The organism is Microbacterium sp. BH-3-3-3, assembly GCF_001792815.1.
Classification (GTDB): Bacteria; Actinomycetota; Actinomycetes; order Actinomycetales; family Microbacteriaceae; genus Microbacterium.
Genome location: NZ_CP017674.1, coordinates 2,040,174 through 2,057,482 on the forward strand (window position 1 = coordinate 2,040,174; position 17,309 = coordinate 2,057,482).

Below are 17,309 nucleotides of genomic sequence, written 5' to 3' on the forward strand. Positions count from 1 at the left end.
TCTTCCGTCCGCGGCTTCTGCGCGTCGCCGGGGTCGCCGCGTGGCGGTGTGTCACGGGATGGGCGGTGTGCCGAACTCCTGAGAAATCGTGGCCGTCGAGCCGAGACCCGCGAGAAATCGGGGCCGATCCGCCCACGCCGTCAATCTCTCCGGAGTTCGGCACGCGTCGAGGGCAGCGGTTGTCGACGGGCCGACCGACGGGGGTGGGCGTCGGACGGTCGGCGGGGGTGGGGAGGCGGCTCTTCGGGGCGAGCCGAACTCCTGAGAAATCGCCTGCTCGCGCCGTTCCCCCCGTCTCGGAGGCAGAGGCGCCCCTTTTTCTCAGGAGTTCGGCACATGGCTCCGAGGTCGGAGCGGGAGCGCGGACGTCGGCTCGCGCCGTGGGCTGCCCCCGCGGCGGCCCCGCCCTACAGCGCGTCGACCACCTTCGACGCCAGCCCCGCATACGCGGCGGGCGTGAGCGCGAGCAGGCGCTCTTTCGCGGCGTCGCCGATGTCGAGGCCGCGCACGAACTCCGCCAGCTCGGCGCCGCCCACGCGGCGACCGCGCGTGAGGTCTTTGAGCAGGGCGTACGGGTCGGTGATGCGCGAGCGACCCGCGGCGATCTCGGCGCGCACCACGGTCTGAATGGCCTCGGCGAGCACCTCCCAGTTCACGTCGAGGTCGGCCAGCAGCACCTTCTCGGCGAGCGAGATCTCGGTGAGCCCGCGCTGCAGGTTGTCGAGCGCGAGCAGCGAGTGGCCGAAGGCGACGCCGATGTTGCGCTGGGTGGTCGAGTCGGTGAGGTCGCGCTGCAGGCGGCTGGTGACGAGGGTGGATGCCAGGGTGCCGAACAGTCCGCCGGCGATCTCGAGGTTCGCCTCGGCGTTCTCGAAGCGGATCGGGTTGATCTTGTGCGGCATGGTCGACGACCCCGTGGCGCCGGCGACCGGGATCTGCGTGAAGTAGCCGAGCGAGATGTAGGTCCAGATGTCGGTGGCGAGGTTGTGCAGGATGCCGCCCGCGTGCCGCGCGCGGTCGTACAGCTCGACCTGCCAGTCGTGCGATTCGATCTGCGTCGTGACCGGGTTGAAGCCCAGGCCGAGCGACTCGATGAACGTGCGCGTGAGCTCGGGCCAGTCGACGTCGGGCTCGGCGGCGACGTGCGCCGACCAGGTGCCGGTGGCGCCCGAGAACTTGGCGAGGTACTCCCCGGCGTCGAGCTGGCGGATGACGCGCTCGAGGCGCCACGCGAAGACGCCGATCTCTTTGCCCATGGTGGTGGGCGTGGCGGGCTGGCCGTGGGTGCGCGAGAGCATGGCCGCATCGCGGTGCTCGACGGCGAGCTCGGCGAGGGCGGCGGTGACCGACCGGAGCTTCGGCAGCCACACGCGCTCGACCGCGCGCTGCACGGTGAGGGCGTAGGCGGTGGAGTTGATGTCTTCGCTGGTGCACGCGAAGTGCGTCAGCTCGGCGAGCGCCGTCAGCCCGAGAGTGTCGAGCCGGTCGCGCACGAGGTACTCGACGGCCTTCACGTCGTGGCGGGTGACGGCTTCTTTCTCTTTGAGCCAGGCGATCTCGTCGGCGCCGAACTCCTCATACAGGGCCCGCAGACGCGTGCGGTCGGCGTCGGACACGGGCGAGGTGCCGAACAGCGAACGGTCGGTCAGGGCGAGCAGCCACTCGACCTCGACCTCGACGCGGGCGCGGTTCAGTCCCGCTTCCGACAGGTAGTCGCCGAGTTCTGCGACGGTGGCGAAGTAGCGGCCGTCGAGGGGGCTGAGGGGCTGCGGAGGCAGAGAGGACACGGGTCTCCCGGGGATCGCGCGAACGGGTCAGCCCGCGGTACGGATGGCGGGCTCGAGCTGTCGGAACAGGGCTCGGCTTGCGCGTTCGATCATACCGAGCACCTCGTCGAACATCGGGGCCCCGGCGTAGTACGGGTCGGGCACGTCGAGGGTGTCGGCATCGGGGAGGAACGACTGCAGCAGCGCGATCTTGTCGGCCGCGTCGTCGTCGTGCGCCCAGCCGCGCAGCACGCGCTCGTGGCTGCGGTCGAGCGCCACGACCAGGTCGTTGTGCTCGAAGTCGGCGTACTGGAACTGCCGCGCGCGGTGCGACGAGCCGTCGTAGCCGTGGCGGTCGAGGACCGCGAGGGTGCGGTGGTCGGCGCGCTCGCCCACGTGCCAGTCGCCGGTACCGGCCGAGCTGGAGGCCACGCGTGACGAGAGCCCCGAGATTTCCGCGAGACGGCGGAACACCACGTCGGCCATGGGGGAGCGGCAGATGTTGCCGCTGCACACGAACACGACGCGGAAGGGCGCGTCGGCACTCGCGGTCATCCCCCCATCATGGCGGGGAAGCGCTTTTCGCGCATCAGCGGCGTGAGCGCTCTTCTTTGCGCGGGCGCAGCAGCCCGCCGAGGACAGCGTTGATGATGCCGATGAGCAGGGCCGCGACGGCGGTGAGCCAGAACTCGCCGGTACGCAGGCCCCAGTCCCAGTTCTCGGTGATGACGGCCGTCAGCCACAGCAGGAATCCGTTGATGACGAGCGAGATGAGTCCGAGCGTGAGGATGTAGAGCGGGATCGCGACGAACTTCACCACCGTGCCGATGAGGGTGTTCACGAGCGCGAAGATCAGTCCGACCACCAGCACGGTGAGGGCGACCTGCAGGCCCTCGCCCGGCGCGAACGGAATGAGTCGCACCTGCAGGGCGGGCAGCAGGGTGACGATCCAGATGGCGAAGGCGTTGACGGCCACGCGAACGACGAAGCGCATGCCTCCACCTTGGCACGGACGGGGCGCTGCGCCCGGGACGAATCTCGCGCCGTGGGCTGTGGAGAAGCCGTCGAAAGAAGGGACTGACGCGTGCGGGGGCCTCGCGGTTAGGCTCGCGGGGTGAGTGACGAGCCGGTTCTGCCCCGTATCCGCCCCGAGATCGCCGCGCTGCCGGCGTACCGCCAGGGGCGTCAGGCCAGCCCCGACGCGTTCAAGCTCTCGAGCAACGAGAACCCGTTCGACCCGCTCCCCGGGGTGCTCGAGGCGATCCAGGGGGCGACCGGCATCAACCGGTATCCGGATGCCACGGCCGCCCGCCTGCGCGAACGTCTCGCCGCACGCCACGGCGTCTCGCCCGACGACGTGCACGTCGGTGCCGGCAGCGTGTCGCTGCTCGCGCAGCTGCTGCTGGCGACCTCGGGTCCCGGCGACGAGGTCGTGTACGCGTGGCGCTCGTTCGAGGCCTACCCGTCTCTGGTCGCGGTCGCCGGGGCGACGAGCGTGCCGGTGCCGCTCACCGCGGACTTCCGTCACGACCTGCCCGCGATGGCCGCCGCGGTCACCGACCGCACGCGCCTGATCATCGTGTGCAGCCCGAACAACCCGACGGGCCCCACCGTCACCCACGACGAGTTCGCCGTCTTCGTCGACTCCGTGCCCGCCGACGTGCTCATCGTGCTCGACGAGGCCTACGCCGAGTTCGTCACCGATCCCGCGTCGGTCGAGGGCGATCGCGTGCGCGCGATCATCGCCCGCCCCAACATCGTGGTGCTGCGCACCTTCAGCAAGGCCTACGGTCTGGCGGGCCTGCGCGTCGGATACGCCATCGGCCACACGCGCGTGCTCGACGCCGCGCGCAGCACGGCCATACCCCTGTCGGTGACGGCCGCCGCCGAAGAGGCCGCGCTCGCGAGCCTGCGCGCCGAGTCGGAACTGCTCGAGCGCGTCACCGTCATCGCCCAGCGCCGCGACGGTCTCGTCGCGCGTCTGCGCGAGGCGGGCTGGCCGGTGCCCGACGCCCAGGGCAATTTCGTGTGGCTTCCCGCGGGGGAGCGGGCGGTCGAGGTCGCCGCGGCGTTCGAAGAGGCGGGTTTGGTCGTGCGTCCCTTCGCGGGCGACGGCGTGCGCATCTCGATCGGTGAAGAGGAGTCCCTCGACCGCATCGTCGAGGCCGCGGCCTCGGTCGCTCCGCGCTGACCGGGTGCGGCGTTTGTCGGTATCGAACCCCGAATCGCGGCATCCGTTGTGCACCTCATGCGGTCCTCGGCATAAGGCGAGCATTAGCGTGGGAGCATGACCCCGCTCGATGACCCCGCTCTCGTGCGCGTTCTCGCCGCCGACGGTTCGCTGGCCCCCACGCCCGCAGCCGAGCGCTATCTGCCGCTCATCGACGCGCTGACCGACGCCGAACTCGAGACGTTCTACCGCGACATGGTCTCGATCCGCGCCTTCGACGTGCAGGCGACCAACCTGCAGCGTCAAGGGCAGCTCGCCCTGTGGCCCCCCTCGTTCGGTCAAGAGGCCGCGCAGGTCGGCTCCGCCCGCGCCGCGCGGGCCCAGGACCACCTGTTCCCCTCGTACCGCGAGCACGTGGTCACCCGCATCCGCGGCGTCGACCCGCTCGACATCATCCGGCTCATGCGCGGACTCACCCACGGCGGGTGGGACCCGACCGACCCGAAGAACGGCAACACGCACATCTACACGCTCGTGCTCGGCGCGCAGACGCTGCACGCCACGGGCCTGGCGATGGGCCTGGTCTTCGACGGCAAGAGCGGCACCGGCGACCCCGAGCGCGATGAGGCCGTCATCGTCTACTACGGCGACGGTGCCTCCAGCCAGGGCGACGTGCACGAGGCGATGGTCTTCGCCGCGAGCTTCCAGACCCCCGAGGTCTTCTTCCTGCAGAACAACCAGTGGGCCATCTCGGTGCCCGTCGCCACCCAGTCGCGCTCGCCGCTGTACAAGCGCGGCGAGGGGTACGGCATCCCGAGCCTGCAGGTCGACGGCAACGACGTCCTCGCCAGCTACGCCGTGTCGAAGCTCGCCCTCGACGAGGCCCGGGCCGGTGGCGGACCCCGCGCGATCGAGGCGATGACCTACCGCATGGGCGCGCACACCACGAGCGACGACCCCACCAAGTACCGCACCTCCGACGAGGAGCAGTCGTGGGGCCGGCGCGACCCGATCGTCCGCATGCGCGCTTTCCTCGAGGGTCGCGGCGCCTCGCAGCAGTTCTTCGACGACGCGGATGCCGAGGGCCGGGCGCTCGCCGACGACGTGCGCACCCGCACGAACGAGCTCGGCGGCCTGCCCCGGGTGCACATGTTCGAGAGCGTCTACTCCGAGGCGCACGCGCTCATCGAGTCGGAGCAGCGCTGGCTCGACGACTACGAGACGTCGATGGACGGGGGCGCGAAGTGACCGAGAACCTGCCGATCAGCCGGGCCCTGAACGCGGGCCTGCGCCGCGCGCTCGAGACCGACGACCGCGTGCTGCTCATGGGCGAGGACATCGGGCCGCTCGGCGGCGTCTTCCGCGTCACCGAGGGGCTGCAGAAGGACTTCGGACCGCGCCGCGTCATCGACTCGCCCCTGGCCGAGTCGGGCATCGTCGGAACCGCGATCGGCCTCGCGATGGGCGGGTTCAAGCCCGTGCTCGAGATCCAGTTCGACGGCTTCGTCTTTCCCGCGTTCGACCAGATCACCTCGCAGCTGGCGAAGATCACGAACCGCCACGAGGGCGGCGTGCGCATGCCCGTCGTCATCCGCATTCCCTACGGCGGACACATCGGCGCGGTCGAGCACCACCAGGAGAGCCCCGAGGCGTACTTCACGCACACCCCGGGCCTGCGGGTCGTCAGCCCCTCGAACGCCAACGACGCGTACTGGATGATGCAGCAGGCCATCGCCTCGCTCGACCCCGTCATCTTCCTCGAGCCCAAGGCGAAGTACTGGCAGAAGGGCGAGGTCGACACCGAGGCCCCCGCGCTGCCGCTGCACGCCAGCCGCATCGTGCGCCGCGGGACCGACGTCACCCTCGTCGGTCACGGCGCCATGGTCACCACCCTGCTGCAGGCGGCCGCGCTCGCCGAGAGCGAGGGCACGAGCTGCGAGGTCATCGACCTGCGGTCGCTCTCGCCGGTCGACTACGGCCCGCTGCTCGACTCGGTGCGCCGCACCGGACGCATGGTCTACGCGCAGGAGGCACCGGGCTTCACCTCGCTCGGTTCCGAGATCGCGGCCACCGTCATGGAGCGGGCGTTCTTCGCCCTCGAGGCCCCCGTGCTGCGGGTGTCGGGCTTCGACGTGCCGTTCCCTCCCGCGAAGCTCGAGGGCACGTACCTGCCCGACGCCGACCGCATCCTCGAGGCCGTCGACCGGTCTCTCGCCTACTGACCCGCTGCCCTCCCGCCCGCCGGAGCATTCCGTTGCGGCGTCGCCGGTGACAAGCTGGCTCCCGAGCAAAGGACACACCGTGACCGAGCAGACCTTCGTTCTCCCCGACGTCGGAGAAGGCCTCACCGAGGCCGAGATCGTGCAGTGGCGCGTCGCCCCGGGCGACACCGTCGAGGTCAACGACGTGATCGTCGAGATCGAGACCGCCAAGTCGCTCGTCGAGCTGCCCTCGCCCTTCTCGGGCACGGTCGGAGAACTCCTCGCCGTCGAGGGCGCCACCGTCGAGGTGGGCGTTCCGATCATCACCATCGGCTCCGCGGATGCCGCGCCCCCGGCCCCCGCGGCCCCCACCACGGTGCCCGAGCCCGACGACGCCGGCGGTGCCGTATTGGTCGGTTACGGCACGGGCGGAGCGGTGTCGTCGCGGCGTCGCGCACCCGCGGAGCGTCCGGTCAAGGCATCCGTCGGTGTGGTCGCCAAGCCCCCGATCCGCAAGCTCGCGCGCGACCTCGGGGTCGACCTGTCGGCCGTCACGCCCAGCGGTCCCGCGGGCGAAGTGACCCGCGACGACGTCGTGAAGCACGCCGACCAGGCCAGCGTCTTCCGCAACATCGAGACGCCGGCGTGGGGCGCCGTGCGCGAAGAGACGATCCCCGTGCCCGCCCCCGCCGCCCCGGCGCCGGTCGCCGACGCCCGCGAGGAGTCGATCCCGGTGCGCGGCGTGCGCAAGGCCACCGCCAACGCGATGACCTCGAGCGCGTACTCGGCCCCGCACGTCTCGGTGTGGGTCGACGTCGACGCCTCGCGCACCATGGAGTTCGTCAAGCGGCTCAAGGCCTCGGCCGACTTCGCCGACGTGAAGATCTCGCCGCTGCTGATCATGGCGCGCGCCGTGATCTGGGCCCTGCGCCGCACCCCGATGATCAACGCCGCCTGGGTCGACACCGAGGACGGCGCGCAGATCAGCGTGCGTCACTACGTCAACCTCGGCATCGCCGCCGCCACCCCGCGCGGCCTGCTCGTGCCCAACATCAAGGACGCGCAGGCGATGAACACGCGCGAGCTGGCCAAGGCGCTCGAGCACCTCACCCTCACCGCGCGCGAGGGCAAGACGAGCCCGGCCGACCAGACCGGCGGAACGTTCACGATCACGAACATCGGCGTCTTCGGGGTGGATGCCGGTACCCCGATCATCAACCCGGGTGAGGCCGGCATCATCGCCCTGGGCGCGATCCGCCAGAAGCCGTGGGTCGTCGACGGCGAGGTGCGCCCGCGCTGGGTGACCACCGTGTCGGGGTCGTTCGATCACCGCGTGGTCGACGGCGACGGGATCTCGCGGTTCATCGCCGATGTGGCATCCGTGCTCGAGGAGCCGGCGCTGCTGCTGGACTGAGCGGGGAGCGGTTCAGGTCGGCGGGGTCACTCCGGGAGTGACGCCCGCTCGGGGGCGGGTGCGCTCCGCTTCGGGATCAGCAGCGCCAGGACCAGCGCGATGACGGCCGCGCCGATGCCGAGCAGGAACGACACCTGGAAGGCGTCGGCCGTCGGCACGCGGGTGTCACCCTCACCGGTCGAGAGTGTCGCGAGCACCACGCCGACGATCGCGGCGGAGGTGCTCGTGCCGAGGGAGCGGGCCAGGGCGTTGAGGCCGTTCGAGGCGCCCGTCTCGCTCGGCGGGACCGCGCGCATGATGAGCATCGGCATCGCGGCGTAGCCGAAGCCGATCCCGAAGCCGATGAGGATGTTGGCGACGACGAAGTGCCAGACCTCGCTCGAGAACGTGAGGCTGAAGCCGTAGGCCACGATGAGCGAGATCGCTCCGGCGACCAGCAGCACGCGCGGGCCGATCGTGCGCGCGAGGGCGCCGGAGATCGGCGAGAGCACCATCATCACGAGCCCCGAGGGCATGACGACCAGGCTCGCCGCGAGAAGCGACAGGCCGAGACCCACGCCGGTCGCGATCGGCAGCTCGAGCATCTGCGGGTAGGCGACGTTCGAGGTGAACAGGGCGAAGCCCATCGCGACCGAGGCGAGGTTCGTGAGCAGGACTGGGCGGCGGGCGGCGACGCGCAGGTCGAGCAGCGGGGAGTCGATGCGCAGCTCGTACCAGCCCCACAGCAGCAGCACCGCGACACCGCCGATCGCGAGGGCGAGGGTGACGGGCGAGGTCCAGCCCCACGTGTTCCCCCGCGACACGGCGAGGAGCACGCCGATCAGGCCGACCGCGAGACCCGCGGCACCCAGGTAGTCGAAGCGTCCGGCGGTGCGGAGCACGCTCACCGGCACGATCCAGAGCGTCAGCACGAAGACGACGGCGCCGAGGCCGCCGGCGATCCAGAACAACCAGTGCCAGTCGGTGTTCTCGGCCACCAGGGCGCTGATCGGCAGTCCGAGGGCGCCACCCACGCCGAGCGTGGCGCTCATGAGCGCGATCGCGCTGTCGACGCGGTTCTCGTGCAGCACGTCACGCAGGATCGAGATGCCCAGCGGCACCACGCCCACGACGGCCCCCTGCAGGGCGCGCCCGATGATCATGCCGATGATGCCGGTCGACAGGGCGGCGATCACCGAGCCCAGCATCATCACCGCCAGCAGCACGAGCACGATGCGCCGCTTGCCGTACATGTCGCCGAGGCGGCCGGCGATCGGGGTGGTGACGGCCGCGGCGAGCAGCGTCGAGGTCACGACCCAGGCGGTGTCGTCGCGCGACGCATCCAGCAGCTGGGGCAGCTGCGACTGGATGGGCACCACCAGGGTGAACATGAACGACGAGCACAGGCCCGCGAGGGCGAGGACGGCCACGACGACGCCCTGTCGTGGCATCCGGGACAGATTTCTTCGCGCGTTCTCATCCCGTGACATCACTCTCGAGGCTATCCGTCGGTCGTGGCACCCCGGGCCGCGCGATCATCGCCGAGCACTCGGCATCCGCCCAATCCGTTACCCCGCATGACACCCCGTGACCACGCGTAACGCCTCGACTTCGGCATCCCCGGCGCGCGTGATGACGTGGACCCATGACTTCACGCCGCACCGCACGCCTGGCCACGATCCTCGGCGCCTCCACCGCAGCCCTGCTCTTCGCCCTCACCGGGTGCGCCGGGGGTGCGGCATCCGGCGACGACTCCTCGCGCATCGTCCTCGGCGCCGATGACGGCACCGAGGCGCACTGGACGGTGCTGAAGCAGAAGCTCGCCGAAGAGGGCATCGACCTCGAGGTGCGCACGATCAACGACGGCGTGCAGCTCAACCAGGGCGTGCAGGACGGCGAGCTCGACGTGAACCTCTTCCAGCACCTCATCTACCTGTCGCAGTTCAACGTCGAGAACAACGGCACCCTCGTGCCGGTGGGGGCCACCGCGGTCTACCCGCTCGCGCTGTACTCCGAGCAGTACACCGATGTGAAGGACCTGCCCGAGGGCGCCAAGGTCGCGATCCCCAACAACCCCACCAACCTCGCCCGCGGTCTGCTCAACCTGCAGACGGCGGGGCTCCTCACCCTGAAGGACGGCGGCAGCGCCCTCTCGACGCCGGCCGACATCGTCACGACCAAGGTCGAGCTGCTGCCCGTCGACACGAACCAGACCGTCACGGCGCTGAAGGACGGCAGCGCCCAGGCCGCGATCGTGAACAACACGCAGGCGCAGAAGGGCGGGCTCGGCGACGAGCTCATCATCTTCAAGGAAGACCTGAACAACCCGCAGCTCGCGCCGTACATCAACGCCTTCGTCACGCGCGACGACAAGAAGGACGACCCCCGCTGGGAGAAGCTCGTCACGGCGCATCACAGCACCGAGGTCGAGGCGGCGGTCACCGAGCTCAATCAGGGCAACCTGCAGTTCAAGGCGGACTGGACCGCCGCCCAGCTGCAGGACGAACTGGCCAGCCTCGAAGACGCACTCAAGGCCCAGAACGGATGACCGCGGTCATCGAGCTGCGGGGCGTCTCGAAGAGCTTCCGCACCGATCGCCGCTCCACCACCACGGCCGTCGACGACGTGTCGCTGAGCGTGGAGGAGGGGTCGATCGTCGGGGTGATCGGGTACTCCGGCGCCGGCAAGTCGACCCTCGTGCGGCTGCTGAACGGACTCGAGCAGCCGACGTCGGGCACCGTGGAGGTGCTCGGCGTCGACGTGGGGGCGGCATCTGAGGCGAAGCTGCGCGACCTGCGGCGCCGCGTGGGCATGATCTTCCAGCAGTTCAACCTGTTCACCTCGCGCACCGTCGCGGCCAACGTCGCCTATCCGCTGAAGGTGGCCGGGTGGAAGAGAGCCGACCGCGACAAGCGGGTCGCTGAGCTGCTCGACTTCGTCGGCATCGGCGACAAGGCGAAGCAGTACCCCCGGCGCCTGTCGGGCGGGCAGAAGCAGCGCGTCGGCATCGCCCGGGCGATCGCCACCGACCCGCGCATCCTGCTCGCCGACGAGGCGACCAGCGCCCTCGACCCGCAGACCACGGCCGAGGTGCTCGACCTGCTGCGCGAGATCAACCGGCGCCTCGGCATCACGATCGTCGTCATCACCCACCAGATCTCGATCGTGCACGAGCTGTGCGACCAGGTGATCGTCATGGACGGCGGCCGCGTCGTCGACAGCGGCGACACGTACCGCGTGTTCGCGCACCCGCGCGCCGACCTCACGAAGCGGTTCGTCGCCGCGGTGACCCAGGGCGTGCCGTCGGGCGAGGCGCTGGCCGCGCTCGCCGCGGGCGGGGGAGACCTGGTCAGCGTCGAGGTGAACGAGTTCTCGAGCGAAGACGTCTCGAACGTGTTCCACCGCCACGACGCCCGTCACTCGGTCGTCTACGGCGGGGTGACCGACGTGCTCGGTCGGCAGCTGGGCACGCTCACCTACCGCGTGCACAGCGACGATCTCGACGCCGTGGTGGCGGAGCTGCGCGCGCACACCGACGTCGTCCTGCCCGCGCGGGAGGTGCGCTCGTGAAGTGGGAGACCCTGACCCCGGTTCTGCTGCAGTCGATCGGCGAGACGGTCTACATGGTCGCCGTGTCGCTGCTCATCGCGGGCATCGCGGGGCTGGTCATCGGCGCACTGCTGTACGCCACGCGTCCGGGCAACCTGTTCGCCAACCGCGTGGTCTTCGCGATCGCGAACCTCGTGATCAACCTGATCCGCCCCATTCCGTTCATCATCTTCCTCACCGCCGTGGCCCCGGTCACGCGTGCGGTGACGGGAACGACCCTGGGGACGGATGCCGCGATCGTGCCCATCACGATCATGGCGACGGTCGTGATCGCCCGCGTGGTGGAGCAGAACCTCGTCGCCGTCGACCCCGGCACCGTGGAGGCGGCCCGCGCGGTCGGCGCCCGGCGGATCGGGGTGCTGTTCGGCGTCGTGATCCCCGAGGCGCTCGCACCGCTGATCCTCGGGTACACGTTCATGTTCATCGCGGTCGTCGACATGTCGGCGATGGCGGGCTACATCGGCGGCGGCGGGCTCGGAAACTTCGCCATCATCTACGGCTACCAGCAGTTCAACGCGCAAGCGACGTGGGTGACGGTCGCGATCATCGTCGTGATCGTGCAGGCGGGGCAGCTGATCGGCAACGCGCTCGCGCAGAGGATCCTGCGGCGCTGACTCCTCCTCGGGCGCCGGCGGCCGTCGCAACCTCGGGCGCCGGCGGCCGTCGCAACGCGCAGCCGCGCACCGAGCTCCTCGAGTGTCCAAGACACGCCGGTGGTGGGCCCCTGCACACGGCGTGTCTTGGACACTCGACGGAGGGCGACGACCCCGGGGCCGCCGGGTCATGACGGCGATCCCGCCTACCCTCGGAGGATGAGCCTCCCCCGCACCCTCGCCCGCTGGCTGCTCGGTGCCGCGCTCGTGTTCACCGGCACCGCGCACCTCTCGTTCGCGCGCGACGAGTTCGTCGCTCAGGTTCCGTCGTGGCTTCCGCTCCCGATCGACGTCACGGTGGTGGCATCCGGGGTCGTCGAGATCGCGCTCGGACTCGCTCTCCTCGTCCTCCGCCGCCGCCGCGTGGCAGTCGGCTGGATCGTCGCGGCCTTCTTCGTCGCGATCTTCCCCGGCAACATCGAGCAGTTCGTCCGGGGCACCGACGCGTTCGGCCTCGACACCGACCTGGCCCGCGGCATCCGTCTGCTCTTCCAGCCTCTGCTGGTGATCTGGGCCCTGTGGTCGACCGGAGCGTGGAAGGCCTGGCGAACGCGGCGACGAGCCCGCGGGCGCTGAGTGGCGGTCGGGCGCGCTGGCCTCCGCGTTGCTCGACGCGCCGCGTGGTCGCGGCATCCCCCACCCCGTTGAGCGTCCAACACACGCCGCTTCGGCCTTGTGAGTGCGGCGTGTTCTGGACAGTCAACGTGAGGGCGGCGCGGCGCGGTGACGCGGCGGTGCGGAGACGTTGAGCGTCCAAGACACGCCGCTTCGGCCTTGTGCGTGCGGCGTGTTCTGGACACTCAAAGGGTTCGGGCGCGGCGCGGTGACGCGAGGGCGCGGAGGCGTTGAGTGTCCGAGACACGCCGTGCCGGACCGGCGACCGCGGCGTGTCCTGGACACTCAACCCCGAGGGGCGCGGCGTCAGCCGCGCGCGCCCTCGGCCTTCAGCACCTCGGCCAGCACGTCGAGGCCGCGGTGGGCGTCGGCATCGCCGATGACGGCGGGGGGAACGACGTGCACGCGGTTCTCGGCGAAGAAGCCGAGCACGCCCTTCTCGAGCATCGCGGCCTTGATCGCGCCGATGCGCGCGGCGGCGAGCGGCTCGCGGGTGACCCGGTCGGCGACGAGCTCGACGGCCCAGAACACTCCGAGACCACGGACCTCGCCGACCAGCGGTGACTCCTCGGCCAGAGTGCGCAGGCGCGGGCCGATGAGCTCGTCGCCGATGCGTCGCGCGTTCTCGATCACGCCCTCGTCGGCCATGGCCTGCTGGGCCGCGACGATGGACGCTGCCGCCAGCGGGTGTCCGGAGTACGTGAGCCCGCCGGGGAAGACGCGGTCCTCGAAGGTCTGGGCCACGGCATCCGAGATGACGACACCGCCCACCGGCACGTAGCCGGAGTTCACGCCCTTGGCGAAGGTGATCAGGTCGGGTCGCACGTCGAAGGCGTCGAAGGCGAACCACTCGCCCGCGCGCGCGAAGCCGGCCATGACCTCGTCGAGGATGAGCAGGATGCCGTAGCGATCGGCGATCTCGCGGACCCCGGCGAGGTATCCGGGCGGGGGAACCAGGATGCCAGCGGTGCCGGGGATCGTCTCGAACAGGAACGCCGCGATGGTGTCGGGCCCCTCGGCCTGGACCGTGCGCTCGAGGTGGCGCAGTGCCCGCTCGCACTCCTGCTCGGGCGTCTCGGCCCAGAACTCGGAGCGGTAGAGGTAGGGACCGAAGACGTGCACGTGACCGCGCGAGTACTCGTTCGGCATCCGTCGCCAGTCGCCGGTGGCGACGATGGCCGCCCCGGTGTTGCCGTGGTACGAGCGGTAGTGCGACACGATCTTGTCGCGGCCGGTGGTCAGCCGCGCCATGCGGATGGCGTTCTCGTTGGCATCGGCACCGCCGTTGGTGAAGAACACCTTCGAGAAACCCTCGGGGGCGCGCTCGAGCACGAGCTCGGCGGCGTGCGCGCGCATCTCGTTCGCGTGCGCGGGGGCGACGGTGGTCAGCTGCGCCGCCTGCTCCTGGATCGCCGCGACGACGCGGGGGTGCTGATGGCCAATGTTGACGTTGACCAGCATGCTCGAGAAGTCGAGGTAGCGGCGGCCGTCGGCATCCCACACCTCGACGCCCGAGCCTCCGGCGAGGGGGAGCGGAGCGAGGGTGCGCTGAGCGGACCACGAATGGAAGACGCTCGAGCGGTCGCGCTCGCTGATCTCGGCGTTTCGGGTCGTCGTGAGGGTAGTGGCCATGCCCCCAGTGTGCGACGCCGGGGGCACGCGTCGGCAGCGCCGTTTTGTCGGTAATGTCGGGGAACGATCGACAGTTTGGCCCCCCATGCCCGCCACCCTTCGCGTCCTCCTCGACGACGGCTCGTTCCCCGTGCGCTCCCTGACGGGGCTCGACGACGACGCGCTCGATCTGCCCCTGTCGTGGGTGCACAGCTCCGACCTGCTCGACCCCACCCCGTGGCTCGAGTCGGGGAACCTGCTGCTGACCAACGGCGCCCAGTTCTCGGACGATCCGGATGCCGAGACGGTGGCCGCGTACTGTCGCCGCCTGCGTGCGCACGGAGTGGTGGGGGTCGGCTTCGCGACCGACATCATCCACGCGCGCGTTCCCGCTGCCGTCGTGCGTGCGGGGGAGGCGGCGGGGCTTCCGATCGTGGAGATCGCCGGGCGGGCGCCCTTCATCGGCATCATCCGCTTCGTCGCCGACATTCTCGCCGCTGAGCGCGCTGCCCGCTTCTCATGGCTGCTCGACGCGCAGCGGGCCGTGGCACGGGCGGCGGTACGCGACGACGGTCTGCGCGAGATCCTGCACACGCTGTCGCGCCTGCTCGGTGCGTGGGTCGACCTGTACGACGCGGTCGGCGGGCGTCTGGCGCTGCCCGGGCTGCGATCGGCCCCCGACGACGTCGAGGGCGAGGTCGGGCGCGAAGTGCGGCGACTGCTCGAACGGCGCACGGCGGCGAGCCTCGTCATCCCGTCGGCGAACGGCGCGCTGCTGCAGACGATCGGGCAGAGCTCCCGCCTGCGCGGGGTGCTCGCCGTCGGCGGTCCGGAGCCGCTCGATCCGGCCGGTCGAGACCTGGTGGCCACGGTCGTCGCCCTGGCGAGCATCGCGCTCGAGCAGCAGAGGAACCTGCAGACGTCGATGAGGGGGGTGCGCGCGGGTGTGGTCGACATGCTCGTCGCGGGGCAGGAAGACACGGCGCGCCGCGTCGCCGCGTCGTCGCTCGGGGGTCTTCCCGCGGCTCCCCACCTGGTCGGGGTGGTCCGCGACGCGGCCGCGGTCCCCGGGCTGCTCGACGAGCTCGATCTGGTCTCGAGCGACCCGCAGCGCCTGTTCTCGGCCGAGCGGGGCGACGACGTGATCGTGCTGCTCGCCGAGGGGGCGGGCGACGCGCTCGCTGCGCTGGCCGAGCGGCGCGGCCTCGCGGTCGGCACCGCGCGGCACGGCGCGGGCGAGGCGCTCGCGTCGACCCTGCGACACGCGGAACAGGCCGCGCGCGACGCCGCCCCCGGGCACCTGCGGGCGTACGCGGAGCTCGCCGGTCGGGGTCTGGTCGAGGCGCTCCGCGAGCGAGGGGGCTCCGTGCTCGCGCGCACCGTGCTGCAGCCGCTGGAGGCGCTGCCGGTCGAAGAGCGCGAGCGGCTGCGGGCGTCGGCGCGGGCGTGGCTGGAGGCCAATGGCGCCTGGGATCCCGCGGCGCGGGGGCTCGGCATCCACCGTCATACGCTGCGCGCGCGCATGGCCCACCTCGAGCAGCTCCTCCAGCTCGACCTGTCGTCGTTCGCGGCACGGGCCGAGCTGTGGGCCGCCCTGGAGTTCGCCGACCCCGAGTAGGACCCGCGTGAGGTGCCCGATCTTGTCGCCCCCACCGAGGGGGAAGCGACAAATATCGGCACCTCACGCGAGAGGGCCGCGGCGTCAGGTGTTCTGCGGGAAGCCCAGGTCGATGCCGCCGTGGGTGGCGGGGTCGAGCCAGCGGCTCGTGACGGCCTTCTCGCGCGTGAAGAAGTCGAAGCCGTGCACGCCGTAGGCCTTCGCGTCGCCGAAGAGCGACTTCTTCCAGCCGCCGAACGAGTGGTACGCCACGGGCACGGGGATGGGCACGTTGATGCCGATCATGCCCACCTGCACCTCGCTCTGGAAGCGGCGGGCCGCTCCCCCGTCGTTGGTGAAGATGGCCGTGCCGTTGCCGAACTCGCCGCTGTTGATGAGCGCGAGCCCCTCGTCGTAGGTCTGCACGCGCACGACCGACAGCACGGGGCCGAAGATCTCCTCGGTGTAGGCGCGTGAGCTGGTGGGCACCGCGTCGAGCAGCGTCGGACCGAAGAAGAAGCCGTCCTCGTGGCCGTCGACCACGTAGCCGCGGCCGTCGACGACGACCCTCGCCCCGTCTGCTTCGGCGATGTCGACGTACGACGACACCTTGTCGCGGTGGGCCTCGCTGATCAGGGGTCCCATGTCGGGCTCGTCGGCGGCGGCGCCGTTTCCGATGCGCAGCTTCGCGATGCGCTCGGTGACCTTGGCGATCAGCGCGTCGGCGACGGGTTCGACGGCCAGCACGACCGAGATGGCCATGCAGCGTTCTCCGGCCGCCCCGAACCCGGCGTTCACGGCCTGGTCGGCGACGAGGTCGAGGTCGGCATCGGGAAGCACGAGCATGTGGTTCTTCGCGCCGCCCAGGGCCTGCACGCGCTTGCCGTTCCTCGAGGCGGTCTCGTAGATGTACTGCGCGATGGGGGTCGACCCCACGAACGAGATGGACTGCACCTCGGGGGCGTTCAGCAGTCCGTCGACGGCGACCTTGTCGCCCTGCAGCACGGTGAAGGCGCCCTCGGGCAGGCCTGCCTCTTTCCACAGCTGTGCGAGCCAGAGGGATGCCGAGGGATCCTTCTCGCTGGGCTTGACGATCACGGCGTTCCCGGCGGCGAGGGCGATCGGGAAGAACCACATCGGCACCATCGCCGGGAAGTTGAAGGGGCTGATGACGCCCACCACCCCGAGCGGCTGCTTCAGCGAGTACACGTCGATGCCGTTCGAGGCGTTCTCGGAGTACGCCCCCTTGAGCAGGTGGGGGAAGCCGGTGGCCAGTTCCACGACCTCCTGGCCGCGGAGGATCTCGCCCATGGCATCGGAGTGCACCTTGCCGTGCTCGGCGGTGATGATCTCGGCCAGCTCGCCCTTGCGGGCGTTGAGCAGCTCGCGGAAGGCGAACAGCACGCTCTGGCGCTTGGCGATCGAGAACGCGCTCCACGCGACGAACCCGCGTCCGGCCGAGGCGACGGCGGCGGCGACGTCGGCCTCGTCGGCGAGGGCGACGTGGGCCCGCACGGCACCGGTCGCCGGGTTGTAGACGGGGGCGGTGCGTCCGCCGGCGGACGTGGCGGCGGCGCCGTCGATCCAGTGCGTGATGACGGGGAGGTCGGTGTCGGTCATGCCCCCAGTAAAGGCCGCGCGCGCGTCTCGCGCCGCTGACAAAGCGGCGAGCTCGTCGCCGACTGCGGGACAGA

15 protein-coding genes are annotated in these 17,309 nt (G+C 70.9%); 9 read left to right on the plus strand and 6 right to left on the minus strand.

Features of this window, described 5'->3' with window-relative positions:
- Positions 1-407: 407 nt before the first annotated feature.
- From purB to BJP65_RS09420, 3 genes are read right to left on the minus strand one after another with little or no spacing between them, the layout of a single operon-like run.
- Complete coding sequence (purB, locus tag BJP65_RS09410) at positions 408-1,787, minus strand: adenylosuccinate lyase (protein WP_070408966.1); 1,380 nt, start codon at positions 1,785-1,787, stop codon at positions 408-410.
- 27 nt (positions 1,788-1,814) lie between these two features.
- Positions 1,815-2,321 (minus strand): low molecular weight protein-tyrosine-phosphatase, encoded by a 507-nt coding sequence (locus tag BJP65_RS09415; RefSeq protein ID WP_055935022.1) that lies wholly within the window; start codon positions 2,319-2,321, stop codon positions 1,815-1,817.
- Positions 2,322-2,355: 34 nt separating this feature from the next.
- On the minus strand, positions 2,356-2,760 hold the full coding sequence (locus BJP65_RS09420) for a phage holin family protein (RefSeq protein WP_070408967.1): 405 nt from the start codon (positions 2,758-2,760) through the stop codon (positions 2,356-2,358).
- A 120-nt stretch (positions 2,761-2,880) separates the two neighbouring features.
- Here BJP65_RS09420 and BJP65_RS09425 point away from each other — a divergent pair, with 120 nt between their 5' ends.
- From BJP65_RS09425 to BJP65_RS09440, 4 genes are all read left to right on the plus strand, one after another.
- Positions 2,881-3,957, plus strand: a complete 1,077-nt coding sequence (locus tag BJP65_RS09425; RefSeq protein ID WP_055832469.1) for a histidinol-phosphate transaminase — start codon at positions 2,881-2,883, stop codon at positions 3,955-3,957.
- Positions 3,958-4,053: 96 nt separating this feature from the next.
- Complete coding sequence (locus BJP65_RS09430; protein ID WP_055832470.1) at positions 4,054-5,184, plus strand: thiamine pyrophosphate-dependent enzyme; 1,131 nt, start codon at positions 4,054-4,056, stop codon at positions 5,182-5,184.
- Positions 5,181-6,158, plus strand: coding sequence for an alpha-ketoacid dehydrogenase subunit beta (locus BJP65_RS09435; RefSeq protein WP_070408968.1), 978 nt, complete (start codon positions 5,181-5,183; stop codon positions 6,156-6,158). Before BJP65_RS09430 ends, BJP65_RS09435 begins: the two co-directional genes overlap by 4 nt.
- Before the next feature lie 79 nt (positions 6,159-6,237).
- A complete protein-coding gene (locus BJP65_RS09440; protein ID WP_070408969.1) occupies positions 6,238-7,551 on the plus strand; it encodes a dihydrolipoamide acetyltransferase family protein in 1,314 nt (437 codons plus the stop codon).
- Between the two features lie 26 nt (positions 7,552-7,577).
- On the opposite strand, the gene BJP65_RS09445 is transcribed toward BJP65_RS09440, so the two are convergent.
- Positions 7,578-8,981, minus strand: a complete 1,404-nt coding sequence (locus tag BJP65_RS09445; RefSeq protein WP_070408970.1) for an MFS transporter — start codon at positions 8,979-8,981, stop codon at positions 7,578-7,580.
- 194 nt (positions 8,982-9,175) lie between these two features.
- On the opposite strand from BJP65_RS09445, the gene BJP65_RS09450 reads away from it, so the two are divergent.
- The 4 genes from BJP65_RS09450 (at position 9,176) to BJP65_RS09465 (ending at position 12,368) form a co-directional block, all read left to right on the plus strand.
- The gene (locus BJP65_RS09450) at positions 9,176-10,078 is read left to right on the plus strand and encodes a MetQ/NlpA family ABC transporter substrate-binding protein (RefSeq protein WP_070408971.1); all 903 of its coding nucleotides are present in this window, start codon (positions 9,176-9,178) and stop codon (positions 10,076-10,078) included.
- Entirely contained in the window at positions 10,075-11,100 is a 1,026-nt protein-coding gene (locus BJP65_RS09455) for a methionine ABC transporter ATP-binding protein (RefSeq protein ID WP_055832480.1), read from the plus strand. The genes BJP65_RS09450 and BJP65_RS09455 overlap by 4 nt, the downstream gene beginning before the upstream one ends.
- Positions 11,101-11,153: 53 nt before the next feature.
- Positions 11,154-11,753, plus strand: coding sequence for a methionine ABC transporter permease (locus tag BJP65_RS09460; protein ID WP_207301769.1), 600 nt, complete (start codon positions 11,154-11,156; stop codon positions 11,751-11,753).
- 198 nt (positions 11,754-11,951) lie between these two features.
- Positions 11,952-12,368, plus strand: coding sequence for a hypothetical protein (locus BJP65_RS09465; protein ID WP_055935001.1), 417 nt, complete (start codon positions 11,952-11,954; stop codon positions 12,366-12,368).
- Between the two features lie 345 nt (positions 12,369-12,713).
- Here the strand turns inward: BJP65_RS09465 and BJP65_RS09470 are convergent, their stop codons facing one another.
- A complete protein-coding gene (locus BJP65_RS09470; RefSeq protein WP_070408972.1) occupies positions 12,714-14,039 on the minus strand; it encodes an aspartate aminotransferase family protein in 1,326 nt (441 codons plus the stop codon).
- Positions 14,040-14,124: 85 nt separating this feature from the next.
- Here BJP65_RS09470 and BJP65_RS09475 point away from each other — a divergent pair, with 85 nt between their 5' ends.
- Complete coding sequence (locus BJP65_RS09475; RefSeq protein WP_070408973.1) at positions 14,125-15,636, plus strand: PucR family transcriptional regulator; 1,512 nt, start codon at positions 14,125-14,127, stop codon at positions 15,634-15,636.
- A gap of 84 nt (positions 15,637-15,720) precedes the next feature.
- Here BJP65_RS09475 and BJP65_RS09480 read toward each other — a convergent pair whose 3' ends face one another.
- Positions 15,721-17,235, minus strand: a complete 1,515-nt coding sequence (locus tag BJP65_RS09480; RefSeq protein WP_070408974.1) for a CoA-acylating methylmalonate-semialdehyde dehydrogenase — start codon at positions 17,233-17,235, stop codon at positions 15,721-15,723.
- Positions 17,236-17,309: the final 74 nt, after the last annotated feature.